This window comes from Mycolicibacterium arenosum, from assembly GCF_024320865.1.
GTDB lineage: Bacteria > Actinomycetota > Actinomycetes > Mycobacteriales > Mycobacteriaceae > Mycobacterium > Mycobacterium arenosum.
The window spans coordinates 102,986-125,905 of record NZ_JANDBD010000009.1; the positions used below are offsets into that span (position 1 = coordinate 102,986).

General features: G+C 69.7%; 20 protein-coding genes and 1 pseudogene. 10 read left to right on the forward strand and 11 right to left on the reverse strand.

Annotated features, from left to right (window positions below):
* Positions 1 to 65: 65 nt before the first annotated feature.
* Positions 66 to 1,247 carry a metallophosphoesterase gene (locus NM203_RS21425; RefSeq protein WP_255062432.1) on the reverse strand — a complete coding sequence of 394 codons (1,182 nt, stop codon included), beginning with the start codon at positions 1,245 to 1,247 and terminating at the stop codon, positions 66 to 68.
* Positions 1,248 to 1,284: 37 nt separating this feature from the next.
* Here NM203_RS21425 and NM203_RS21430 point away from each other — a divergent pair, with 37 nt between their 5' ends.
* Genes NM203_RS21430 through NM203_RS21440 form a run of 3 tightly spaced genes read left to right on the forward strand, consistent with a single transcriptional unit; the run spans position 1,285 to position 5,053 of the window.
* On the forward strand, positions 1,285 to 2,238 hold the full coding sequence (locus NM203_RS21430) for an enolase C-terminal domain-like protein (RefSeq protein ID WP_255062433.1): 954 nt from the start codon (positions 1,285 to 1,287) through the stop codon (positions 2,236 to 2,238).
* Between the two features lie 23 nt (positions 2,239 to 2,261).
* A complete protein-coding gene (locus NM203_RS21435; RefSeq protein WP_255062688.1) occupies positions 2,262 to 3,788 on the forward strand; it encodes an acyl-CoA carboxylase subunit beta in 1,527 nt (508 codons plus the stop codon).
* Positions 3,785 to 5,053 (forward strand): MFS transporter, encoded by a 1,269-nt coding sequence (locus NM203_RS21440; RefSeq protein WP_255062434.1) that lies wholly within the window; start codon positions 3,785 to 3,787, stop codon positions 5,051 to 5,053. The genes NM203_RS21435 and NM203_RS21440 overlap by 4 nt, the downstream gene beginning before the upstream one ends.
* Here NM203_RS21440 and NM203_RS21445 read toward each other — a convergent pair.
* From NM203_RS21445 to NM203_RS21475, 7 genes are all read right to left on the reverse strand, one after another.
* Positions 4,939 to 5,859 carry a hypothetical protein gene (locus NM203_RS21445; protein WP_255062435.1) on the reverse strand — a complete coding sequence of 307 codons (921 nt, stop codon included), beginning with the start codon at positions 5,857 to 5,859 and terminating at the stop codon, positions 4,939 to 4,941. The genes NM203_RS21440 and NM203_RS21445 overlap by 115 nt on opposite strands.
* 3 nt (positions 5,860 to 5,862) lie before the next feature.
* Complete coding sequence (locus NM203_RS21450; RefSeq protein ID WP_255062436.1) at positions 5,863 to 6,282, reverse strand: cupin domain-containing protein; 420 nt, start codon at positions 6,280 to 6,282, stop codon at positions 5,863 to 5,865.
* 25 nt (positions 6,283 to 6,307) lie between these two features.
* On the reverse strand, positions 6,308 to 6,856 hold the full coding sequence (locus NM203_RS21455) for an RNA polymerase sigma factor (RefSeq protein ID WP_255062437.1): 549 nt from the start codon (positions 6,854 to 6,856) through the stop codon (positions 6,308 to 6,310).
* A 120-nt stretch (positions 6,857 to 6,976) separates the two neighbouring features.
* Entirely contained in the window at positions 6,977 to 7,639 is a 663-nt protein-coding gene (locus tag NM203_RS21460; RefSeq protein WP_255062438.1) for a nitroreductase family protein, read from the reverse strand.
* 61 nt (positions 7,640 to 7,700) lie between these two features.
* Positions 7,701 to 10,487 (reverse strand): ATP-binding protein, encoded by a 2,787-nt coding sequence (locus NM203_RS21465; RefSeq protein ID WP_255062439.1) that lies wholly within the window; start codon positions 10,485 to 10,487, stop codon positions 7,701 to 7,703.
* Between the two features lie 72 nt (positions 10,488 to 10,559).
* Positions 10,560 to 10,988: a DUF5313 domain-containing protein gene (locus tag NM203_RS21470; RefSeq protein WP_255062440.1), complete on the reverse strand. Its 429-nt coding sequence runs from the start codon at positions 10,986 to 10,988 to the stop codon at positions 10,560 to 10,562.
* Positions 10,988 to 11,473 (reverse strand): MarR family winged helix-turn-helix transcriptional regulator, encoded by a 486-nt coding sequence (locus tag NM203_RS21475; RefSeq protein WP_255062441.1) that lies wholly within the window; start codon positions 11,471 to 11,473, stop codon positions 10,988 to 10,990. The genes NM203_RS21470 and NM203_RS21475 overlap by 1 nt, the downstream gene beginning before the upstream one ends.
* A gap of 159 nt (positions 11,474 to 11,632) precedes the next feature.
* Here NM203_RS21475 and NM203_RS21480 point away from each other — a divergent pair, with 159 nt between their 5' ends.
* The 6 genes from NM203_RS21480 to NM203_RS21505 all read left to right on the forward strand — a co-directional run bounded on the left by NM203_RS21480 (position 11,633) and on the right by NM203_RS21505 (position 20,038).
* The gene (locus NM203_RS21480) at positions 11,633 to 12,304 is read left to right on the forward strand and encodes a cutinase family protein (protein ID WP_255062442.1); all 672 of its coding nucleotides are present in this window, start codon (positions 11,633 to 11,635) and stop codon (positions 12,302 to 12,304) included.
* Between the two features lie 110 nt (positions 12,305 to 12,414).
* Positions 12,415 to 14,853, forward strand: a complete 2,439-nt coding sequence (locus NM203_RS21485) for a GcvT family protein (RefSeq protein ID WP_255062443.1) — start codon at positions 12,415 to 12,417, stop codon at positions 14,851 to 14,853.
* 7 nt (positions 14,854 to 14,860) lie between these two features.
* Positions 14,861 to 16,012 (forward strand): aromatic ring-hydroxylating oxygenase subunit alpha, encoded by a 1,152-nt coding sequence (locus NM203_RS21490; protein WP_255062444.1) that lies wholly within the window; start codon positions 14,861 to 14,863, stop codon positions 16,010 to 16,012.
* Entirely contained in the window at positions 16,009 to 16,785 is a 777-nt protein-coding gene (locus NM203_RS21495) for an IclR family transcriptional regulator (RefSeq protein WP_255062445.1), read from the forward strand. The genes NM203_RS21490 and NM203_RS21495 overlap by 4 nt, the downstream gene beginning before the upstream one ends.
* A gap of 24 nt (positions 16,786 to 16,809) precedes the next feature.
* Positions 16,810 to 18,177 carry an L-serine ammonia-lyase gene (locus NM203_RS21500; protein WP_255062446.1) on the forward strand — a complete coding sequence of 456 codons (1,368 nt, stop codon included), beginning with the start codon at positions 16,810 to 16,812 and terminating at the stop codon, positions 18,175 to 18,177.
* 118 nt (positions 18,178 to 18,295) lie between these two features.
* Positions 18,296 to 20,038 carry a BCCT family transporter gene (locus tag NM203_RS21505; protein ID WP_255062447.1) on the forward strand — a complete coding sequence of 581 codons (1,743 nt, stop codon included), beginning with the start codon at positions 18,296 to 18,298 and terminating at the stop codon, positions 20,036 to 20,038.
* Here NM203_RS21505 and NM203_RS21510 read toward each other — a convergent pair whose 3' ends face one another.
* From NM203_RS21510 to NM203_RS21520, 3 genes and pseudogenes are all read right to left on the reverse strand, one after another.
* The gene (locus NM203_RS21510; protein WP_255062448.1) at positions 20,039 to 20,458 is read right to left on the reverse strand and encodes a TIGR03618 family F420-dependent PPOX class oxidoreductase; all 420 of its coding nucleotides are present in this window, start codon (positions 20,456 to 20,458) and stop codon (positions 20,039 to 20,041) included. It lies immediately after the preceding gene.
* 40 nt (positions 20,459 to 20,498) lie between these two features.
* A pseudogene (locus NM203_RS21515) lies at positions 20,499 to 21,263 on the reverse strand (alpha/beta hydrolase family protein).
* A gap of 29 nt (positions 21,264 to 21,292) precedes the next feature.
* On the reverse strand, positions 21,293 to 22,447 hold the full coding sequence (locus NM203_RS21520) for a metallophosphoesterase (protein WP_255062449.1): 1,155 nt from the start codon (positions 22,445 to 22,447) through the stop codon (positions 21,293 to 21,295).
* 46 nt (positions 22,448 to 22,493) lie between these two features.
* Between NM203_RS21520 and NM203_RS21525 the strand changes: the two genes are divergently transcribed.
* Positions 22,494 to 22,916, forward strand: coding sequence for a PPOX class F420-dependent oxidoreductase (locus tag NM203_RS21525; protein WP_255062450.1), 423 nt, complete (start codon positions 22,494 to 22,496; stop codon positions 22,914 to 22,916).
* The last annotated feature ends 4 nt before the right edge of the window (positions 22,917 to 22,920 follow it).

Genomic DNA, 22,920 nt, shown 5'->3' on the forward strand with positions numbered 1-22,920 from the left:
CCTGCGAATCGTGTCGTGCTGGTGCTCTGTCGAACGCCGGCTCGATGCAGGGAAATTCCGCTATGTCACGGGCAGCGCAGCGTCAGCACCGTGATTTCGCTTGGGGCGAACACCCGGAAGGGCGGCCCCCAGAAGCCCGTTCCGCGGCTGGTGTACAGCTGCGTCCGCTCCCCGTGCGCGCTCAACCCGTGCACCACCGGCTGATCGAGCCGCACCAGGAAGTTGAACGGCCAGATCTGCCCGCCGTGCGTGTGCCCGGAGATCTGCAGATCCACGCCCGCCGCCACCGCGTCACCGACCTGCTTGGGCTGATGCGCCAGTAGCAGCACCGGCGTCGCGCGGTCGGCACCGTCGAGCGCCGCGTCCAGGTCCGCACCGTGCCCGTCGACCCCGGACCCGCGCGCGGTGGCGTCGTCGACGCCCGCGACCACCAGTTCCGCCCCGTCGCGCTCGACCACCAGATGGCGGTTGTGCAGGGTGTCCCACCCGATGTTCTCCATGTACGCCAGCCAGCCCTGTGCCTCGCTGATGTACTCGTGATTGCCCGTCACGTACACCCGAGCCATGCTCGCCCGGACGTCGGCCAGCGGGCGCGCCTGCGGCTCACGTACCTCGGCCGTGCCGTCGGCGATGTCGCCCACCAGGCACACGACGTCGGCCCTGAGCGAGTTGACGCGCTCGACAACGCCTGCGGTCCAACGAGATCGGTCGATCGGACCGAAGTGCGTATCGGTGACGACGGCCACCCGCAACCCGTCCAGACCGCGGCCCAGCCGGGGGATCGCGATGTCGACGTGGCGCAGCCGCGGCACCCGCATGGCCTCGGTGTAGCCCCAGGCGAGCAGGAGGGCTACGACGGCGACAACTGCGCCCGCCACGATGCGCGCCCGCGTCGGGTTCTCGACACCCGCGACGAGCAACCCGAGGCCGAGCAGCTGACCGATGACCGACCAGACGAACAGCACCCACATCACGCCGAGCAGGGCGTCACCGGCGATCGCCGCCCCGTCGCGGTGCCTGCGGCCGTGCCCGACCATCATCAGCAGCGGCAGCGCCACGAACGCGCCGGCGAGCACCGCGGTGCCCGTGACGACGACGGGAGACGGCCACAGCGCTCCGGAGCCGAACAGGGTCCACCACGGCACGCCGAGCAGAATCGACTCGATGACGAAGACGGGGACCAGGCGGACCCATCGGGCGCGCGCACGCGCACGCGGTTCGGTGCTCACGGAATGGCGGTCCGGCATCAGCCCGAGGGTACCTGCCCGTTAGCGTGGTCCCTCAGTGAAGACTTTGATCGATTTCGACGGCGCAGCGATCGTCGCGGTGCCCGTCGCCAGCGGTTTCGGCGAGGACGGCGCTCGCGAGTGCATGCTCCTCGAGGGACCACAGGGCTGGGGCGAGTTCAGCCCACCGCGTAACGCCGGCCACGATGCGACGGTGCGGTGGCTCACCGCGGCCGTCGAACCGGGCACCGTCGGGTGGCCCGATCCCGTGCGCGGCCGGGTGCCTGTCGCCGTGCGGGTGCCCGCGGTGGCGCCCGCCGACGCCCACCGACTGGTTGTCGAGTCGGGCTGTGGCACGGCCGATGTCGCGGTCGGCGCGGGCCGTATCGGTGACGACGTGGCGCGGGTCGAGGCGGTCCGCGACGCCCTCGGCCCCCGCGGGGCGATCCGCTGCGACGCCGGCGGCGCCTGGGACGCCGACACCGCCGCCTCCGCTGTCAGCCGGCTGGCCGCGGCGGCGGGCGGATTGCAGTACGTCGTCGAACCCTGTTCAACAGCAACGGAATCCACCCAGCTGCGGCTGCGGACGGACGTGCCGATCGCCGTCCTCGTGCGGGCCGGAGCCGCCGATCTCGCGGCTACCGCCGATGTCCTGGTGCTGGTGCCGGGCACTCTCGGCGGCGTGCGCAGGGCGCTGCGCGTCGCCGAGGCATCCGGCTTGCCCTGTGTGGCGGGCTCGGGCCTCGAGACGAGTGTCGGGATGTCCGCTGCGGCCGCGCTGGCCGGTGCGCTGCCCGCGCTGCCGTACGCGTGCCCGATAGGGCGGCCGGCCTGGCTGCTCGGTGACGTCGTGGCCGACGGGCGCACCCTGGTGCCGCACGACGGCCATCTCCCGGTGGCACCGATGCCCCCCGGCCCGGACCCCACCCGGCTCGCCGAGTACGCGGTGACCGACCCCGAGCGGCTCGCCTGGTGGCGGCACCGCCTCCTCGCGGCGCAGGCGGCCCTGTGAGGGAGGACGGCGTGACGGACGACATGCGCGAGGATCTTCGCCACCTGCTCGAGCGGCGCGCGCTCACCGAGGACGCCGCACGTCCCGACGCCGTGGCCCGTCGGCACGACCGGGGTGGCCGCACGGCACGCGAGAACCTCGACGATCTCGTCGACCCCGACTCGTTCGTCGAGTACGGGCGGTTCGCGATCGCGGCGCAGCGGGCCCGGCGCGAGGTCGACGACCTCATCGCCCGCACGCCCGCCGACGGCCTCATCGGCGGCACCGCGCGCATCAACGGCCACCCGGCCGCGGTGCTGTCCTACGACTACACCGTGCTCGCCGGTACCCAGGGTGCGCTCGGACACCGCAAGAAGGATCGGCTCTTCGAGCTCATCGAACGCCTGCGACTCCCCACGGTCTTCTTCGCCGAGGGCGGCGGTGGTCGCCCCGGCGACACCGATTACCCGGCGGTGTCGATGCTCGACACCCGCGCGTTCGCGTTGTGGGCGGGCCTGTCCGGCCTGGTTCCCCGCCTCGCGGTGGTCAAGGGGAGGTGCTTCGCGGGCAACGCCGTCATCGCGGGCTGCTCCGACCTGATCGTGGCCACCGAAGACGCGTCGATCGGCATGGGCGGCCCCGCGATGATCGCAGGCGGCGGTCTCGGCGACGTACCGGCTGACGACGTCGGGCCCATCGCGATGCAGGCCCCCAACGGGGTCGTCGACGTCGTGGTGCCCGACGAGGCCGCCGCCGTCGCGGCGACGAAGAAACTCCTCGGCTACTTCCAGGGCGAGGTCCCGGCCGGGGCCGCCGCCGACCAGACCGCGCTCCGAACCCTGATTCCGGAGCGGGCGAGGCGCGCCTACTTCGTCAACCCCATCATCGAAACCCTCTGCGACACCGGCTCCGTCACGTTCCTGCGCGAGCGGTTCGCGCCGGAGATGGTGACGGCACTCGGACGCGTCGCGGGTCGGCCCGTCGGCGTCATCGCCAACAACACCCGCGTGATGGCGGGCGCGATCACCGCGGGCGCCGCGGACAAGGCGGCGCGCTTCCTGCAACTGTGCGAGGCGTTCGGCCTGCCCGTACTGTCGCTCATCGACTGCCCCGGCTACATGGTCGGCCCCGCCGCCGAGGCCGAGGGTCTGGTGCGACGCGCCTCCCGCATGCTCGTCGCGGGTGCGGCGCTGACGGTTCCGCTGATCGCCGTCGTGCTGCGCCGTGGCTACGGCCTCGGCGCGCAGGCCATGTCGGGAGGCAGCCTGCACGAACCGGTGCTGACCGTCGCGTGGTCCGGGGCGCACCTCGGCCCGATGGGCCTCGAGGGCGCCGTGCGACTGGGCATGCGCAAGGAGTTGGAGGCCATCGCGGACGCGGAGGAACGCGAGGAGCGCGTCCGGCAGGCCACCGCCGCCGCTCAGGATCACGCCCGTGCCCTCAACGCCGCAGCGCTTTTCGAGATCGACGACGTCATCGACCCCGCGGAGACGCGAGCCCTGATCGTCAACACACTGGCTGCGGTGCCGCCTCGGCCGCAGCGACCGCATCGATTCGTGGACACGTGGTGACGGCTGCGAACACGGACGGTCTTTCCGAGTGGCGGCGCTACGGCACACTGCCCGTCGCCGCGGGGCTGGGCTACTCGATCGGCGTCATCCACGTCTACTCACTCGGCGCGTTTTTCGAGCCCCTGCAACAGGCGTTCGGTTGGTCGCGTGCCGATACCTCACTCGGGCTCACGATCGTCGGCATGGCCAGCGCCGTCGCCGCCCTTCCGATCGGCCTCGCCGTCGACCGCCTCGGCCCACGTCGCGTCGGGCTCACCGGCGTCGTGTTGATGGCGGTCGCGTTCGGTCTGTTGAGCACCGCGACGGGATCGCTGACCAACTGGATTCTGCTCTGGAGTGTGCTGGCCTTCGCCAGCTTCTGGGTGCAGACGACGGTGTGGACCAGCGCGGTGGCCAGCCGGTTCGAGACGTCACGCGGGCTGGCTCTCGCGGTGACGCTGTCCGGCGGGTCGCTCGCGGCCGCGGTGCTGCCTCCGCTGGCGACCGCCCTCATCGGCGAATTCGCCTGGCGCGGCGCCTTCGTGGCGCTCGCCGCGGGGTGGGGCACGCTCGTCCTCATCGCGGTCGTGCTGTTCTTCCGCGGCGCGCAGGACGACCGGACCGCGAACACGCCGGCCACTTCCAGCTCCCCGGCGCCCGCCGCCGCCGACCTCCCCGGCGTCACGCTCGCCGAGGGGCTGCGGTCCATCACGTTCTACCAACTCCTCACCGCCGCAGGCCTGTTCGCGTTCACCACACTGGGGGTGGTGGTGCACCTGGTGCCGATCCTGCGGGGCGCGGGCGCCGCGCCGCTGGCCGCTGCGAGTACCGCCGCCCTGGTGGGTGTGTTCTCGATCGTCGGCAGGTTGGGCGTCGGGTTCCTCCTGGACCGGTTCCCCGGCCGCATCGTCGGCGCCTGCGCCTACCTCGAGCCGATAGCGGGCGCGGCGCTGCTGCTGGTCGACGGCGCCAATCCGCTCAGCCAGAGCATCGCGGCGGCGTTGTTCGGTCTGACGCTGGGCGCCGAGGTCGACGTCATCGCCTATCTCGCATCGCGCTACTTCGGGCTCAAGAACTTCGGCGGTCTGTTCGGCGGCATGGTCGCCGCGCTGCCGCTCGGGACCGCGTTCGGTCCACTCGCCGCCGGCGCGACGTTCGACCGATTCGGCGGCTACCCGCCGTTCCTCGTCCTGACCATCGTCTTGATGGGCCTGAGCAGCCTGGCATTGGCGACGCTCCGGTCCCCGCCGGACTGGTCCAACCAGGCGGCGATGTTGCGCACGTAGTCCTTGAACGGCTCGAGGCGCGCTGGATCGTCGGCGATCTGGCTGCCCGGTGGCTCACTGACGAAGGACGGCGCGCTACAGCTGACATCCCAGTTGTAGTCGGCGAAGTGGTGGAACGTGGACTCGGCCACTGCCCGACCCATCGGCCGTCCGTCGGGCGCACGCTCGCCGTCGAGGACGACCGCCAGGTTGAAGCGCCTTCCCGTCGCCGTACTTCGGCCCTGCGCCAGGACCGTCGCCCCCGGCACGTCCGCCACCACCAGCCCCTCGTGGGGATGTGCCGGGAACCACTCGATCCGGCCGCTCGCGGTACGCGGGGTCCGCAGGAGTTCGTGCACCGGGCCGTCGACGAGGACCGGCTGATAGTCGCCGTTCGACCCGGAATGGAAGTTGGGCCAGGAGATCTCGGGGGTGTCGCGGTCGTCGAGCATCGACTCGGGGTCGATGCTCGCGTCGTGGAACCGGTTGACGGCGCCCAGCGAGCCGAGGTGCCTCAGGCAGCTGCCGAGCTGTTCGTGGTCGCGCGCGGTCAGCACGCCACCGCCGTGGTGGCGGAAGCGGGTAATGGCGTCGGCCTCGGCGACGGTGAGCCCTGTGCCGACGTCCACCGCCATCAGCCACAGCTGGTCGACGCCGAGCTGATCAACATGGCTCAGTACCGGGTCGTCCCCCGCACCGTCCGCCCGGTTCCGCGCGATCACCGTGTGCCCGGCAGCGCGGAGTTCGGCGGTCAGCAGCGAGAAGCGCTCGATCCCCCAGTCGTCGGGATGGTCGGTGATCGTCGTCTGAAGCAGGATTCTGGACATCGGCTACGCCCCCTCGACGCGCACCCGAAGGTGCTGCCGCGCAGCCAGTTCGGCGTCGGAGATCAGCGTCAGCATCGGCTGGTTCGGGTCGCAGATCATCGTCACCGTGAAGCGCAGCGGCGCGTCGTCGCGGTTGTTGCCGTCCGAGTAGTGGATGACGTCGCCGCCCGGTTCCCAGAACGCCTCGCCGGCGCGCACCACGCGCGGCGACTCACCCTCCAACTCGAAGAGCATCTCGCCCTCCAACACCAAGCCGAAGGCCGGCCCGCCGGGGTGTCGGTGCGGCGGAGCGCCCGCGCTGCCGGGTGGATAGGTGATGCTGACCGTCATCGCATGGGGGTCCTGCGGAAGGAACGGCGGCTGCACCTCCTGCAGCACCACCAGCGCGCTCTCCCATGCCGGGTCGTAATTGTTCGCGGACATGTTGTCTCCCTTGATGTTCGGTTGCTCAGGCGGCGAGGTCGGCGCTGTGGTCGAGATGTGCCAGTACGACGCGCAGCCGTTGCCTGCCGCGGGACACCCGCGACATCACCGTGCCCACCGGAATGTTCATCAGCGCAGCGGTTTCCGCGTAGGTGTAGCCCTGCACCCCCGCGTAGTACATGACCGCGCGAACCCCCTCCGGCAGGGTGGCGAGCGCGGTTTTGACCTCGCTGTCGGACAGCGACTCGAGGACGCCCGCCTCCACGCAGTGACCGTCGGTCGGCTCCCATTCGCCGAGGTCGTCCACGGCCACCTCCGCGGGCCTGCACTGCTTGTACCTGTGCGCACTGACCCACCGGTTGTGCATGATCCGGAACATCCAGGCCTTGAGGTTGGAACCCTCCCGAAAGGACCGGAAGCCCCGATAGGCGTGCAGCAGCGTGTCCTGCAGCAGATCCTCGGCGTCGGCGTCGCACGTCGTCAACCGGCGGGCGCGGCGGCTGAGCGCATCCAACAGGGGCCCCGCATCACGGGTGAACCGCGATGCGAGCTCCGAGTCGGTGGTCACCTTCATGATGAATCTCCGTGATCTCTGCTGATGACGGGGCCGGTTGGCCCGTTGAGATCAGATTCGTCGCATCGAGTCCGTAGCGAACCCTTGGAAGTCCGTAGTCCGACCGTGGTGACCCCGTGGTCAGCTGACGAACGACACCGTGTCGCCGAGAGGCGCGCGACCGGTGCGCGCGACGCTCACCGACGGGTCCTCGTAGCCGATGGACATGCCGCAGAAGAGGATCAGGTCGTCCGGCGGTGACACCGCGTCCGCGACGGTCTCGCGAACCTGAGACCACGCCATCTGCGGGCAGCTGTGCAGGCCCTCCGCGCGCAGCAGCAGCATGACGGTCTGCAGGTACATCCCCATATCCGCCCACTGCGGCATCCCGAGGTCTCGGTCGATATAGCAGAACAGTGCAGTGGGGGCACCGAAGCAGTCCCAGTTGCCGAGGGCGGCGCGCTGCCGTGCCTCCCAATCCTCACGCGCGACGCCCAGTGCGGTGTAGCGCTGGATGCCGAAAGCCGACCGGCGCTCCCCGTAGGGCGACTTCAACTCCGGCGGGTACATCTGGAACTGCCGCTCGTCCCAGGGGTCGCCCGCGGTCACGCGTTCCACCGCCGCCTTCTTGAGCTGTTTCAGCGGTTCGCCGGTCAGGACGTACACCCGCCACGGCTGGATGTTGGAACCCGACGGCGCCCATGCGGCGGCGGCCAGCACGCGCCGCAGCGCGTCATCCGGCACCGGCCGATCGGTGAAACCCCGCACTGCACGCCTGGTCTTAACCGCTTCGTATACGTCCACGAGTTCATGGTCACCAGGGCGTGCGCCGGGCGAGCCCTTGAGAATCCGTAGTTCCCCGCTGCTACGTCGCGGTGGCCCTGCTGGTGGTCCGCAGTTGTCTGCGCGAGGTGATGCCGAGTTTGGCGAACACCTTGCGCAGATGCCACTCGACGGTGTGCGCGCTGATGAACAGCTGCGCGCCGATCTCCTGGTTCGTCAACCCGTCGCCCGCCAGACTCGCGATCTGCGCTTCCTGCGCCGTGAGCTCGTCGCCGGTGGTGATCGCCTGCCGCCGCACTTTCTCACCTACGGCGGTCAACTCGCGACGGGCTCGTTCCGCGAACGCGTCGGCACCCATCCGGCGGAACACGTCGTGCGCTCGGCTGAGCTGATCGCGGGCGTCGTTGCGCCTACCCGCGCGGCGCAGCCACTCGCCGTACGACAGCCGCGTGCGCGCGACCTGCGGGGTGATGCCCGCACGCTCGAGGAGCTCGATCGCCGCCACGAAGTGGGCCTCGGCCTCCTTCGCATCTGCGAGCAGAGCGCTTGCGGCGGCCACCACGCCCGAGCCCCAGTCTGTGTCGCTCCGGCCCGCGCGTTCCTCCAGCAGCGGCAGCACCCGGAGTGCCTCCGCCCGGTCCCCGGTGTGCACCGCGGCTTCCACCAACTCGCAGAGGCTCCAGCTGTAGAAGCCCAGATCCTCGTATTCGCAGGAGTTGCGCGCCGCGGCCAGCGCCTCCTCGTAGCGACCGAGCCCGTTGTAGAGGACGGCGAAGAGATAGCCACTGAGACCGACGAGCCTGCCCTCTCCGCGCGCGGCGGCGTCCGTCGTCGCCTCCTCGATGGGACCGACCGCGTTCTCGGGGTCGCCGCGCCAGGCGGCCAGTGTCAGCGAGTGGTACTTGACCGGCATGTTGCCGATCGAGGCCGTGATCGCATTCGCTTCCGCGATCAGCGTTGCGGCGGAGGCGAACTCACCCGTGTAGACGTGGACACCCGCACGATATGCCAGCGCGGGCGGCAGGACTGCCAACGCACCCGTGTCACGCGCCTTGCGCACCATGTCGGTGGCGATGCGCTGGAGCACGGCGTCGTCCCACAGTTCGTGGGCGGCCGATTCCTGCACGATCGGGAACGGCCACTGCGTCACGGGTCCGTCGCCGCCGAAAGTGTCCGCGTTGGAGAGCTCGAGGCCCACACGCAGCTGCTCAGCGCCCGCTCCCGGTCCGTCGAGCACCCTGGACGTCATCCCGCTGAGCAGAAGATCGCCCGGTGTGCTGATCTCGGCGGGACCGGCCAGTGCGGCACGGCCGGCGGCGGCCACCTCCGGCAGCGTTGCGGCATCCCCGAGCCGGCCCGCGTACATGGCCGCGGCCAGCGCTTCGAGGTGGGTGGCCCGTGCCAGTTCGGCGTCGAGCGATTCGAGCGCCTGCGCGGCAGCAAGCAATCGCAGGGCGGCCTCGCTCATTCGCGGCGCACCGGCCACACCGGCCCGGCTGCTCGCGAAATCCATCTGCGCGTACATGCGCGCCACGGTGGCCTGCTCCAACGGATCGAGCGGCGCGAGAGTCGCGATGCCCAGCAGATTGCGCGCCTCGTCCGGCGCGGCCGCGTCGCACTTGGCCTGTGCGGCGGCGATGGCCCGTGGCCCGCGCATGGCCGGATCGGCGGTGAGCGCCGTCGCACGTTCCAGAAACTTCGCCGCTGCGGCGATCCCGCCGCGGGCCTGTGCCCGGCTAGCCGAGGCCTCGAGTTCGGCGGCGACGTCGTCGTCCGGTCCCGCAACGGCGTGAGCGCGGTGCCACGCGCGGCGGTCCGGGTCGGACTCGGGATCGGTGACGGCGGCGAGCGCACCGTGCACCGACCGGCGGTCACCGAGGTCCGACGCGCGGTACGCGGCGGAGCGAATCAGCGGATGGTGGAAGCGCATCCGCGGGCCGAACTCGATCAGCCCCTCGGCTTCAGCGGGCCCCAAGGAGTCCACGGCGATCTCAAGACGTGCTGCGGCCGCAAGGAACAGGGCCGAGTCGCCGATGGGTTCGGCGGCTGCGACGAGCAGCAGCAGCTGAGTCTGCCGGGGTAGCGCCTGAACTCGGCGCACGAACTCCGCCTCGAGTGCGGCGGTCGACGAGCGCTTTCCCGATATCCAGAAGCCTCCCGCGAGTTCGGTCGGCGACACGGTGCGCGGCACTTCGAGTATCGCGAGCGGCACGCCGCGGGTTTCGGCCACGATGCGGTCGCGCACTCGGGGATCGATTCCGCCGATCATCACGTCGTCCAACAACTCTCGCGCATCCCGATCCGATAAGCCCTCGATGAGCAGCTCGGGCAGGCCGGCGAGCACGTCGGCACGCTCTCGGACGGCGAACACCATCGCGATCGGCTCCGCGGCCAGCCTGCGAGCGACGAACCCCAGCGTCTGCACCGAGACCTCGTCGAGCCACTGGGCGTCGTCGACGATGCACAGCAGGGGCCGTCGCTGAGCAGCCGCCGCCATCAGCGACAGCACCGCCAACCCCACCAGGAAGCGGTCGGGAACGGGCCCCGCACCGAGGCCGAACGCCACGTTCAACGCATCGCGCTGGGGCGCCGGAAGACCGTCGGCGTACTCCAGCAGCGGTGCGCAGAGCTGTTGCAGACCCGCGAACGCGAGCTCCATATCGGATTCCACACCCGCGACGTGCACCACCCGGAACGCCGGGTCGACGGTGGCGGCGTAGTCGAGCAGAGACGTCTTGCCGACACCGGCTTCGCCCCGCAGCACCACGACTCCGCTGCTGCCGCCCTTAGCCGCGCCAATCAGGTCGCGCAGTCTGCGGCTCTCCCCGTCCCGGCCGCGCAGCCGTAGCTGCTCGCCTCCGCTCGCCATGGCACCGCCGCGTCCGTTCCCCGTGTTCCGACGGTGACGATCGTATCCGCGACCGCGCTCGACTACCGAACGCTAGAACGGGCTGCTGTTCGACTGCCACTTGGCCTCGTCGGGCCTCGGCCCGAAGCGGCGCGCGTAGTCATCGTGAATGTGGGCGTCGCGCTTGCGCTTGATGACGTCGACGAGATTCGGGTCGAGCCCGTGCTGGGCCAACCGGTGCCGCCGCCACACCTTGTTGAGGGCCAGTGCCATCAGCAGCGCCCAGATGTAGATCGGCGCGGTCATCTCGAGGTGCACGTAGAACGAGGCGGGGATCAGCCACACGGGAGCGAGCACCAGAAGCGGTGGGATCGCCATCCGGATCATGTGCCGACGCACCGCGCCCTGGCCTGCGAGATCCTCGGCGACCCAGCGGTTCATCGACGCCGGCAGCCGGCGCCCGTAGGCGTACGTGAGCTTCTGCAGCGGGGTGGGCCGGTCGGCGTTAGTCGGGTCGGACATCAGGCTCCTTCGGATTCGAGTGCGCCGGCGGCGCGGGCGGCGGCGTTGACGCGGGTGAGCACCCGGCGCAGGTCGTCGAGCTCGTCGAGGTCGACGCCGAGTTTGGCGACGACGGCGGGAGGGATCTCGAGTGCGCGCCGGCGCAGCTGCACGCCCGCGTCGGTGAGTTCGATGTGCGTCGACCGTTCGTCGGCGGCGTTGCGAGTGCGGGTGACGAGACCGAGCGCCTCGAGTCGCTTGAGCATCGGCGACAGCGTGGCCGAATCGAACTGCAGCGCTGCGGCGATCTGCTTGACGGACATCGGAGGCTCACCCGCTTTCCGGCGATCCCATAGCGCCAGCATCACCAGGTACTGCGGATGGGTGAGCCCCAGCGGTTCGAGCAGCGGCCGGTAGATCGACAGCACGGCGCGGTTGGTGACGGCGAGCGCGAAGCACACCTGCTGCTCCAGCGCGAGGGGGTCGACATCCGTGCGGTTGGCCACAAGTTGAATCGTAGCCTAATTGTTAGGGCACGATGTATCGGCTTGATCACAGCACGGGCGTGGCGGGAGTGACGGAAGTGACGATTGGGTAGATGCTGGACAGGTCAAGATCGATTCCTCTACTTAGGAGACACAGTGCGCGTCGGCGGTGCCCTGGGAATGGCCGCTCTGGTAGTCGCGTCCGTCGGCGCGATGCTCGGCAGCACTGCCCCCGCGACGGCCGCGCCCGAGTGCTCCGACGTCGAGGTCGTCTTCGCCCGCGGCACCGACGAACCGGCGGGCATCGGGGCCGTCGGCAAGGCGCTCGTCGACACGCTGAAGCCGATGCTCAAGGGCTCGTCGATCAGCACCTACGCCGTGGACTACCCCGCCTCCTACGACTTCCTCGAGGTCGCGGCGGGGGCGACCGACATGAGCAAGCACGTCCAGGCGACGGTCGCGAACTGCCCGGAGACGAAGATCGTCCTCGGCGGCTACTCGCAGGGCGCTGCGGTGGTCGATGTGGTGGCGACCTCACCGATCGCGGGTCTCGGCTACACCGCTCCACTGCCACGAGCGGTCGTGCCACACGTCGCCGCCGTGGTGGTGTTCGGCAATCCGTCGGCGCGCCTCGGCCAACCGCTGACCAAGATGAGCCCGGACTTCGGACCCAAGACCGCCGATCTGTGCAATAAGGCCGACCCGATCTGCTCTCTGGGTCGAGACTGGAACTCGCACGTCACCTACCAGAAGTCGGGGCTGGTGAAGACCGCCGCGGAGTGGATCGCCAAGCATGTGAAGGCGAGCGATCCCACCACCTCGAAGGCCGCGCCGAAACCCACGTCGCGGTAGCCGCCCGACACGGTTGCGGGTGCCTGCCACAACGCCCATACTGTTGCGCAGTACGCATTAGTTGCTTGATACGCAACGCATGTTCCCGTCGCATGCCCCGAGGACCGCCCATGACCCAGCCCAAGGTCGTCATCATCGGCGCCGGCATCGTCGGCACCTCGCTGGCCGACGAACTGACCACACGCGGATGCACCGACGTCACGGTTCTCGACCGCGGCTCGATGTTCACCACCGGCGGGTCGACCTCGCACGCCCCCGGCCTGGTGTTCCAGACCAACGGGTCCAAGACCATGAGCGAGTTCGCGCGCTACACGGTCGAGAAGTTCGTCGGTCTGGGCGCGTTCAACCAGCTGGGCGGACTCGAGATCGCCACCACCGAGGCCCGGCTGACCGACCTGCACCGCAGGCTGGGCTGGGCGCAGTCGTGGGGCATCCCCGGCGAGCTCGTCAACCCCGCGCAGTGCCGGGAGCTGCACCCCCTGCTGGACGTCGACCGGGTGCTCGGCGGTTTCCACACCCCCACCGACGGGCTGGCCAAGGCCGTGCTTGCCGCCACCGCCCAGGCCGACCGCGCGACATCGCTCGGCGCGCGGTTCCTCGGCGACCAGGAGGTCGTCGAGGTGCTGCAGCGGGGCGGCCGTGTCACGGGAGTGCGCACGGCGGCCGGCGACGAGTTCGCGGCCGACGTCGTGGTGTCCGCCGCCGGGTTCTGGGGCGCGCAACTGGGTGCCACCGTCGGACTGACGGTGCCGCTGGTGCCGATGGCACACCAGTTCGCGAAGACCGGACAGCTGGCGGAGTTGCGCCGCGACGGCCAGGCCCCGGACGCCGCCGTGCTGCCGATACTGCGATACCAGGACAAGGACCTCTACTACCGCGAGTACGGAGATCGGCTCGGCATCGGCTACTACGGCCACCGTCCCATGCCGGTCGACATGGCGACGCTGCTGACCGACACCGCAGGCGAGGCGATGCCGTCGATGCTCCCGTTCACCGAGGACGACTTCGCACCCGCCTGGACCGCCAGCACCGATCTGCTTCCCGCACTGGGTGATTCGAAGGTCGAAGAGGGCTTCAACGGCATCTTCTCCTTCACCCCAGACGGGATGTCGATCATGGGCGAACACCGTGACCTGCCCGGCTTCTGGGTGGCGGAGGCGGTCTGGGTCACGCATTCGGCCGGTGTGGCCAAGGCCATGGCCGAGTGGATTCTGGACGGCGCCCCGAGCGTCGACGTGCACGAGTGCGACCTGTACCGGTTCGAGGAGCCCGCCAAGAGCCCCGAGTTCATCCTCACCACCAGCTCGCAGGCGTTCGTCGAGGTGTACGACATCATCCACCCGCACGAATACCGCAGGGAGCCGCGCGATCTGCGCGTCAGTCCGTTCCACGCGCGGCAACGCGAACTGGGTGCCTTCTTCTTCGAGGGCGGGTGCTGGGAGCGCCCGGCCTGGTACGAGGCGAACGCCCCTCTCATCGCGGAACTGTCCGCCGACGGCGTGGCCTTCCCCGAGCGCGACGACTGGTCGAACCGGTTCTACTCGCCCATCTCGATCGCCGAGGCGCGGTGGACACGTCAGCACGTGGCGCTCTACGACATGACTCCGCTGACGCGCTACGAGGTCAGCGGACCCGGTGCGTGCGAGTTCCTGCAGCGGATGACGACGAACAACGTCGACAAGAGCGTCGGCTCGGTCACCTACACCCTGCTGCTCGACGAAACCGGGGGCGTGCGAAGCGATCTCACGGTCGCCCGGCTGGCCGCCGACCTGTACCAGGTCGGCGCCAACGGCCCGCTCGACATGGACTGGCTGACTCGGCACCTGCCCGAGTCCGGGGTGACGCTGCGCGACATCACCGGCGGCACCTGCTGCATCGGAGTGTGGGGACCGCGCGCCCGCGACCTGGTGGCACCTGTGTGCGCGGCCGACATCTCGCACGGGGCGTTCGGCTACTTCCGCGCCATCCGCACGTTCATCGGGTCGGTGCCGGTGACGATGATGCGCGTCTCCTACGTCGGCGAACTGGGCTGGGAGATCTACGCGTCCGCCGAGCACGGTGCCAAACTCTGGGACCTGCTGTTCGAGGCCGGCCGCGAGCACCGTGCCATCGCCGCGGGCCGGATCGCCTTCAACAGCCTCAGGCTGGAGAAGGGCTACCGCTCCTGGGGCACCGACATGACCGCCGAACACCATCCCGGCCCGGCAGGCGTCGGGTTCGCCGTATCGAAGAAGAAGGCCGACTTCCTCGGCAAGGCCGCGCTTGACGGCGCCGCTGAGCCGTCGAAGGTGTTGCGCAGCATCGTGTTCGATGCGCCGGACGCGGTCGTGCTCGGCAAGGAACCGGTGAGTGTCGACGGAGTCGTCGTCGGCTACGTGACGAGTGCCGGCTACTCGGCCACCATCGGGCGCACCATCGCCTACGCGTGGCTGCCCGCCGGTGTCGGCGTCGGCGACGCCGTCAACGTGGCCTACCTGACCACCTCCCACACCGCGACCGTGCACGCCGAACCGGTCGTCGATCCCGATATGACGCTGATCCGGAGGTGACGGTCCGATGACGACGCTCGAAGACCCCGTGACGCCGCCGACCGGTGGCTCGCTGATGCCGACGCTGTCCGGCGACTACTACTGCAGCGCGGATGTTTTCGCGACCGAGCAGGAGCGCATCTTCGAGCAGATGTGGTTCTGCGCGGTGCGCAGCGCCGACCTGCCCGAGCCCGGCGCGTTCCGGAGGGTGCAGGTGGGCCGCGAGAGCGTGCTCGTGGTCCGCGGCAGGGACGGCGCACTCAACGCCTTCCTCAACGTCTGCAGGCACCGCGGCGCCATGATCTGCACGGAGGAGTCCGGCACCGTCAAGCGTCACCTGAAGTGCCCCTACCACGCGTGGACGTACGCGTTGGACGGAAAGCTGTTCGCCGCACCCAATCTGGGGTCGCTCACCGATGCGAACGGCCAGCGCATCGACCGCGTCGAGTACGGGCTCATCAAGGTCGCGCTGCGGGAATGGCTCGGCTACGCGTGGGTGTGCCTCGCGGACGACCCGCCGTCGTTCGAGACCGACGTCGTCGGGTCGGTGACGATGCGCCTCGGCGACCCCGAGGCCGTCGAACGCTACGGCGTGTCCGATCTGGCCGTGGGCAGGCGCATCGTCTACGACGTGGCGGCCAACTGGAAGCTCATCATCGAGAACTTCATGGAGTGCTACCACTGCGCGACGATCCACCCGGAACTCACCGAGGTGCTTCCCGAGTTCGCCGACGGGCTGGCCGCCCAGTACTTCGTCGGACACGGGGCGCAGTTCGGTGAGCAGGTGCAGGGCTTCACGATCGACGGCGGCGCAGGGGTCCCTTCCATTCCCGGCATCACCCCCGAGCAGGACCGCCGCTACTACGCGATCACCGTCCGGCCGAACGTCTTCGTCAACCTGGTCCCCGACCACGTGATCATCCACCGGATGTACCCGATGGCCGCCGACCGCACCGTCGTCGAGTGCGACTGGCTCTACGTGCCCGAGGTCGTCGAGCAGGACATGGACCTCAAGCGGTCGGTTGAGCTGTTCCACCGGGTGAACATGCAGGACTTCGACGCCTGCGAGCGCACCCAGCCCGCGATGTCGTCGCGCGGGTACCGGGCGGGTGGCGTGCTGGTCCCGTCCGAGCACCACATCGGCGAGTTCCACGATTGGATCGTCTCGAGGCTGACGTGAGTACCGGTCCGGAGAAGTCCGTCGCGGCGGTGCAGTCGGTGGACCGCGCGCTGACGGTGCTCGAGATCGTCGGCAAGCTGGGCACCGCCGGTGTCACCGAGATCGCCACCGAGCTCGGCGTGCACAAGTCGACGGTGTCCCGATTGATCGCCGTACTCGAGTCGCGTGGCTTCGTCGAACAGCTGTCGGACCGCGGCAAGTACCGCCTCGGCTTCGCGATCGTGCGGCTCGCCGGATCCACCAGTGCGCAGATGGATCTCGCCAAGGAGAGCCAGGCCATCTGCGACCGACTGTCGCAGCAGAGCGGTGAGACGACGAACGTCGCGATCCTCGAAGAGAACCGGATCATCAACATCGTCGAGGCACACGGCCCGGCGGAGATCACGCTGCGCAGCTGGGTGGGCCAGAACTGCCCCGCCCACGCCACGTCGAGCGGCAAGGCGCTGCTCGCCGACCTGCCACCCGACGCCGTACTGAAGCGGATGGGCGACCCGCTGCCGACGTTCACCGAGAACACCGTCGCCTCGGCATCCCAGCTCGCCGCCGAGCTCGCTCGAGTACGCGAGAACGGCTGGGCCAGCGTTAGTGAGGAACTCGAGGTCGGGCTCAACGCCGTGGCCGCGCCGGTCCACGACAGCACCGGCAGAGTCATTGCCGCACTGAGCGTTTCCGGGCCCGCCTACCGTCTCCAACCGGCGCGCTACGAGGTCGTCGCGGAGATGACGATCGCCGCCGCGGCCGCGATCAGCCGCAGGCTCGGCCACACCGGCTGAGCTGGGCCGACGAAAGGCTGCACCGTGATCAGCGTCTTCGATCTCTTCAAAGTCGGTATCGGACCGTCGAGTTCGCACACCGTGGGTCCGATGCGCGCCGCGGCGGCGTTCGTCACCCGACTGACCGACGACGGCCTGCTCGAGGACACGCACACCGTGCGGGTGGAGTTGTTCGGCTCGCTCGGCGCCACCGGACGCGGCCACGGCACCGTCGACGCGGTGGTGCTCGGACTGCTCGGGGCCCAACCCGACACCGTCGACCCCGACACGGTGCCCGCGACGCTCGCCGAGGTCGCCGACAGCGGCAGGCTGACGCTCGGCGGTCGTCATCCGGTGCCCTTCTCCGCCGACGCCGACGTGGTGCTCCACATCGGAGTGACGCTTCCCCACCACTCGAACGGCATGCGCTTCCATGCGCTCGGCGCGAACGGCGCCACGCTGCTCGAGCGCGAGTACTACTCCGTCGGAGGCGGATTCGTCCTCGACGAGGACGAGATCGGCACCGCTGGACCCGGCCACGCGGTTCCGGTGCCGTACCCGTTCACCACCGCCACCGAGCTGCTGGCTCTCGCCGCGAGCACCGGGCTGTCGGTCAGCGAACTGGTGCTGGCCAACGAGCGCGCGCTGCACCCCGGCCGCGACGTGCAGGCGGACCTGATGACGATCTGGCAGGCGATGCAGCAGTGCGTGCGCCGGGGCATGGCGGGCACCGGCGTGCTACCCGGCGGGCTCCGGGTGCGTCGTCGGGCGGCGGCACTGCGGGCGAAGCTCGACGTCGAGTCCGACGACCGGGACCCGTTGGTCGCCATGGATTGGGTTGCACTGTACGCACTTTCGGTGAACGAGGAGAACGCCGCGGGCGGACGGGTGGTGACCGCTCCCACCAACGGCGCGGCGGGGATCGTGCCCGCCGTGCTGCACTACTGCCGGGACTTCGTGCCCGGCTTCGACGACGACGCCGTGGTTCGATTCCTACTCGCCGCCAGCGCGATCGGCGTGCTGTGCAAGACCAACGCCTCCATCTCCGGGGCGGAAGTCGGCTGCCAGGGCGAGGTCGGCTCGGCGTGCGCGATGGCCGCCGCAGGACTGGTGGAGTTGATGCGCGGCACGCCGGAGCAGGTGGAGAACGCCGCCGAGATCGGCATCGAGCACAACCTGGGCCTGACGTGCGACCCCGTCGGCGGCCTGGTGCAGATCCCGTGCATCGAGCGCAACGCCGTCGCGTCGGTGAAGGCCATCACCGCGGCGCGGATCGCGCTGTGGGGTGACGGTAGTCACCACGTCGGACTGGACACCGCGATCAAGACCATGCGCGATACAGGCGCTGACATGGCCGAGAAGTACAAGGAGACGTCGCTGGGCGGACTGGCGCTCAACGTCGTCGAATGTTGACCCGAGGCACGCTTCCTTGTTAGGGCTGTTGTGAACGTTTGGCGCGCACGCAGTGAAGAACTGTTGTCTAATACGCAACGAGTGTGCACTACGCAACACGACCCAAGGGATACCCGTCATGTCACTCGACACCCCCACTGCGCCTGAATCCGCCGACCCCGGCGACGGTGCGGACACCGGACGACACCCGCTCGCCCCGATCACCGCCGTCGCACCCGCCGACGCCCACCCCGGTCGGGACTGGGTCGTCTTCGGCGTCACCGGCGTCATCTCGATCGCCTTCGTCGCATGGGGACTGCTGGACACCGAGAGCCTCTCCACGGTGTCCGCAGGCACGAAGGACGCCGCCATCAAGGGCCTCGGCTGGTTCTTCGTACTCGCCGCGAGCTTCTTCGTCATCTACGTGTTGTGGCTGGCGGCCAGCAAGTACGGGCGCATTCCACTCGGCGCCGACGACGAGCAGCCGGAGTTCCGCACGACGTCGTGGATCGCCATGATGTTCAGCGCGGGTATGGGCATCGGCCTGATGTTCTGGGGCGTCGCCGAACCGCTGACCCACTTCGTCACGCCGCCGCCGGGAACCACCCAGGCGCAGTCCGACGAGGCGTTCCAGACCGCGATGGCGACGACGATGTTCCACTGGGGCCTGCACCCGTGGGCCATCTACGCGGTGGTCGGCCTCGCGATCGGCTACGGCATGTACCGCAAGGGCCGCTCGGGTCTGCTGTCGGCGGCGTTCACGTCGCTCTTCGGTGACCGGGCCAACGGTCCGGCGGGCAAGGTGATCGACATCCTCGCCATCTTCGCGACGCTGTTCGGGTCCGCCGCGTCGCTGGGCCTCGGCGCCCTGCAGATCGGTGACGGCCTCGAGTTCAACGGCTGGGTCGGCACCGTCGGCACGCCGATCCTCGTCACGATCATCGCGGTGCTCACCGTCGCGTTCATCGCCTCGGCCGTATCCGGTATCGCACGCGGGATTCAGTGGCTGTCCAACATCAACATGGTGCTGGCCCTGGCGCTCGCCCTGTTCGTCTTCGTCGCGGGCCCCACGCTGTTGATCCTCAACCTGATTCCGAGTGCGCTCGGTGACTACGTCCGCGAGTTCGTCGCGATGAGCGCGCGCACCGACGCCAACGGTGATGCGGCGCTTGCGGGTTGGCTGTCCGGGTGGACGATCTTCTACTGGGCGTGGTGGGTATCGTGGACGCCGTTCGTCGGCATGTTCATCGCCCGCATCAGTCGCGGGCGCACCATCCGGCAGTTCGTCACCGGCGTGCTGCTGGTACCCACGGTCGTCAGCCTGCTGTGGTTTGCGATCTTCGGCGGCGCGGGCATCGAGCGGCAACGCACGGTCGGCGACATGGTGGACGCGGACGGTTCGGTGAACAGCACCGGCGCGCTGTTCCGGTTGCTCGACACCATGCCCATCGCCGGCGTGACCACCGTGCTCGTCATGGTGCTGGTGGCGATTTTCTTCGTGTCGGGCGCTGACGCGGCGTCGATCGTGATGGGGTCGCTGTCCGAGAAGGGTTCGCACGATCCACGTCGCGCGACCGTGGTGTTCTGGGGTGCGCTCACCGGAGCGGTCGCCGCCATCATGCTGATCATCGGAGGCGGCGACGACACGGCGCTGACCGGACTGCAGAACCTGACGATCATCGCGGCGGTGCCGTTCGTGCTCGTGATGGTGCTGCTGTGCGTGGCGCTCTACAAGGACCTTCGGACCGACCGCATCGTCCAGGTCGACAGGCGCAGCACCCAACTCGTCGAAGAGGCGGTCGTCGAAGGCGCCTGCACCCACGGCGACGAATTCCACCTGGTGACGCGCATCCACGACCCGGACGAGCCGCGACAGTACTAGCTACTCCTTGGAGTAGTCGGTGCTGAGCCACTTCTCGGGTCGCATCCGCACCAGGACGGACTCCGAGGCGGGGTTGGCGTCGGTGAACGCGTTGCCCGCATCCTCGCCGAGGTAGCGCACGGCGATCGCGCGCACCGTCGCGTCGTCGGCCTGCTCGATCGCGGTGACGGGGCCCTCGGCGGTGACGTAGCGGTACGGGAACGTCTCGTCCTGCACGGTCAGGGAGAAGCGCCGCGCCGCGGTGATGAAACGCTCCTTCACCGACCCGGTGAGGGTCGAGAGCAGGACGTCCCCGCCGGGTTCGTAGGAGTACCACACCGGCACCGACAGGGGTGCGCGGTCGGGCCGTTCGACGGCGATGACGGCGACGTGCAACTCCGCGAGATAGGCCTCGCGCTCGGAACTGGTCATCTTCGGCATGACTGGACCAACCGCGTGATGCGCGTCTCGATTCCCGGCGTCAGTCCGCGGCGTCCAGGTACGCGTCGGCCCACGCGCCGATGATGCGGCCGGCCCGGTGCGCCTGACCGGGCCCGGTGAGCAGGTGCTGCGAGCCCTCCAGCGACACGAAGCTGCGCGGGTGCCGTGCCGTGCGGAAGATCTCGCTGGCGTTCGAGATGCCGACGGTGTTGTCGGTCGGCGAGTGCAGGATGAGCAGCGGCAGCCGCAGGGCCTTGATCTTGTCGTGCAGACGCGCGGCGCGGACGTCCTCGACGAAGTGCCGCTTGAGCGTCAGCGTGCGGCCGCCGACCATCCACTGCGCGCTGCCTTCGGCCAGCGCCTGATCGACGACGGCGTCGTACTGCTTCTCGGCGTGCGACGGGTCGATCGGCGCGGCCACCGTCACGACCGCCTTCACCCCTGGGGCCCGCCGGGCCGCCGCCAGCACCGCGGCGCCTCCGAACGAATGCCCGATCAGGATGTCGGGCGACATGCCCTCCGCCGCCATGAACTCGCACGCCCGCACGACGTCGTCGACCTTGTGGGTGAACGAGCCGTCGCCCCAATCCCCTTCGGAGTCACCGAGACCGAGCGCGTCGAAGCGCAGCATGCCGATGCCGTCCGACGCCAGCTGCTTGCAGATCCGCGAGGCGGCGGGTCAGTCCTTGCCGAGGGTGAAGCCGTGGGAGAACACCCCCCAGCCGCGCACCTCACCCGCGGGGCGTTCGATCACGCCGGCCAGCAGGGGTCCGGTGGTGCTCGGGAATCCAACGCGTTCGGCCATGGAGGAGGTGTATCACTTTCTGCTCCCGGTTACTCACCCTGCAGCGTGAGGACGCTGATGTCGGGCGGCGCGCCGACCCGCAGCGGCGGGCCCCAGAACCCGGCGCCGCGGGTCACGTACAACTGCGTGTCGTCGAACGTCGACAGCCCCGCGAGTGACGGTTGGACCAGTCGCACCGCGTAGTGGAACGGCCACGTCTGGCCACCGTGCGTGTGCCCCGACAGCTGAAGGTCGACACCGCGTGCAGCGGCCTCGTCGACCAGCACGGGCTGGTGTGCCAGCAGCACGGTCGGGCGCGCGGGATCCGCCGCGGCGAGGGCACGGTCGAAGTCCGGTGGTTCGTCGAACCGGGCACCGCCGATGTCGTTGACTCCGGCGAGATCGAAGGCCGCATCGCCGCGGCGGATCACCGTGCTCTCGTTCTGCAGCGACCGCACACCCAGCCGGTCGAGTTCCCGAATCCACGACGGCGGGTCGTTGACGAAGTACTCGTGGTTCCCGGTGACGAAGAAGGCGCCGTCACGGGACACCAGATCGCGCAACGGTTCCGCGGCGTAGCCCAACTCGTCGACCGAGCCGTCCACCAGGTCGCCGACGATCGCCACCAGGTCGGGCTCGGTCTCGTTGATCATCCGCACGATCCGCTCGGTGTGCGCACGGCCCAGCAGTGCGCCGAGGTGGATGTCGGACACCACCGCGATCCGGTAACCGTCGAACCCGGCGCCCAGACGTCGAAGCGTCACCGGCACCCGCAGTACGTCCGGCGCCGACAGCGCGGTGTGCACGCCGAAGCCCGTGACGCCCAACGCCGTAGCGCCCGCCGCCGCGGCGCTCGCACGCGCGAGGAACAGCCGGCGGTTGACCACGGGAGCCTCCTGGGCGGGCGGCTCGCGACGGACCCAGCGCCGCAGCGCCAGCCGGACCGGTTCCAGCACCAGCAGCGCGAGCACCAGGTACACGACGGCGCCGAACCAGACGTAGCCGAGCCACGCCAGCCACCGGGGCTCGGGGGTGTCGAGAGCTCTCGGCAGTATCAGCGTCGCCACCAGGAGCACCCCGAGGCCGACCACCACTCCGGTGAGCGCCCACCTGGCGCGCCCCGGCCGCGTGGTGTCGCGCGCCACCCGCTTCCAGACGTACAGGTGCATCAGCGTGAGGACGGAGCTGAGAATGACGAAGAACATGCTCACCCGAGCCTACTGGCCGGATTCTTTCCCTAGGCTCGCTCGCATGGCCGACCTGACACCCGACGTCGTCGAATTCCTCTCCACCGGAACCCGCACCGGAATGCTGGGCTACCTCGCACGCGACGGCCGACCACTGGTCGCGCCGGTGTGGTTCATCGTCGACGACGGGCACCTGGTCTTCAACACCGGGAAGGACACCGCGAAAGGCCGCGCGCTACAACGTGATCCACGCGTCGTGCTCACGGTCGACGATCCGCATCCGCCGTTCTCGTTCGTCCAGGTGCAGGGCGTCGTGGAGCTGAGCGAGGACCCGGCCGCACTGATCGACACCGCGACGCGCATCGCAAGCCGCTACGTGGGCGCCGAGCAGGCCGCGGACTACGGGCGGCGCAATGGCGTACCAGGCGAGCTGATCGTGCGGGTGGCACCGACCAAGATCGTCAAGGCGTTCAACGTCGCCGACTGACGCC

Bases quoted from the DNA above. Each gene is read 5' to 3' on its own strand.
- NM203_RS21520 (WP_255062449.1), bottom strand. From the start codon at position 22,447: ATGTTCTTCGTCATTCTCAGCTCCGTCCTCACGCTGATGCACCTGTAC.
- NM203_RS21525 (WP_255062450.1), top strand. From the start codon at position 22,494: ATGGCCGACCTGACACCCGACGTCGTCGAATTCCTCTCCACCGGAACC.
- NM203_RS21505 (WP_255062447.1), top strand. From the start codon at position 18,296: ATGTCACTCGACACCCCCACTGCGCCTGAATCCGCCGACCCCGGCGAC.
- NM203_RS21435 (WP_255062688.1), top strand. From the start codon at position 2,262: ATGCGCGAGGATCTTCGCCACCTGCTCGAGCGGCGCGCGCTCACCGAG.
- NM203_RS21450 (WP_255062436.1), bottom strand. From the start codon at position 6,282: ATGTCCGCGAACAATTACGACCCGGCATGGGAGAGCGCGCTGGTGGTG.
- NM203_RS21480 (WP_255062442.1), top strand. From the start codon at position 11,633: ATGGCCGCTCTGGTAGTCGCGTCCGTCGGCGCGATGCTCGGCAGCACT.
- NM203_RS21470 (WP_255062440.1), bottom strand. From the start codon at position 10,988: ATGTCCGACCCGACTAACGCCGACCGGCCCACCCCGCTGCAGAAGCTC.
- NM203_RS21510 (WP_255062448.1), bottom strand. From the start codon at position 20,458: ATGCCGAAGATGACCAGTTCCGAGCGCGAGGCCTATCTCGCGGAGTTG.
- NM203_RS21455 (WP_255062437.1), bottom strand. From the start codon at position 6,856: ATGAAGGTGACCACCGACTCGGAGCTCGCATCGCGGTTCACCCGTGAT.
- NM203_RS21465 (WP_255062439.1), bottom strand. From the start codon at position 10,487: ATGGCGAGCGGAGGCGAGCAGCTACGGCTGCGCGGCCGGGACGGGGAG.
- NM203_RS21445 (WP_255062435.1), bottom strand. From the start codon at position 5,859: ATGTCCAGAATCCTGCTTCAGACGACGATCACCGACCATCCCGACGAC.
- NM203_RS21485 (WP_255062443.1), top strand. From the start codon at position 12,415: ATGACCCAGCCCAAGGTCGTCATCATCGGCGCCGGCATCGTCGGCACC.
- NM203_RS21490 (WP_255062444.1), top strand. From the start codon at position 14,861: ATGACGACGCTCGAAGACCCCGTGACGCCGCCGACCGGTGGCTCGCTG.
- NM203_RS21425 (WP_255062432.1), bottom strand. From the start codon at position 1,247: ATGCCGGACCGCCATTCCGTGAGCACCGAACCGCGTGCGCGTGCGCGC.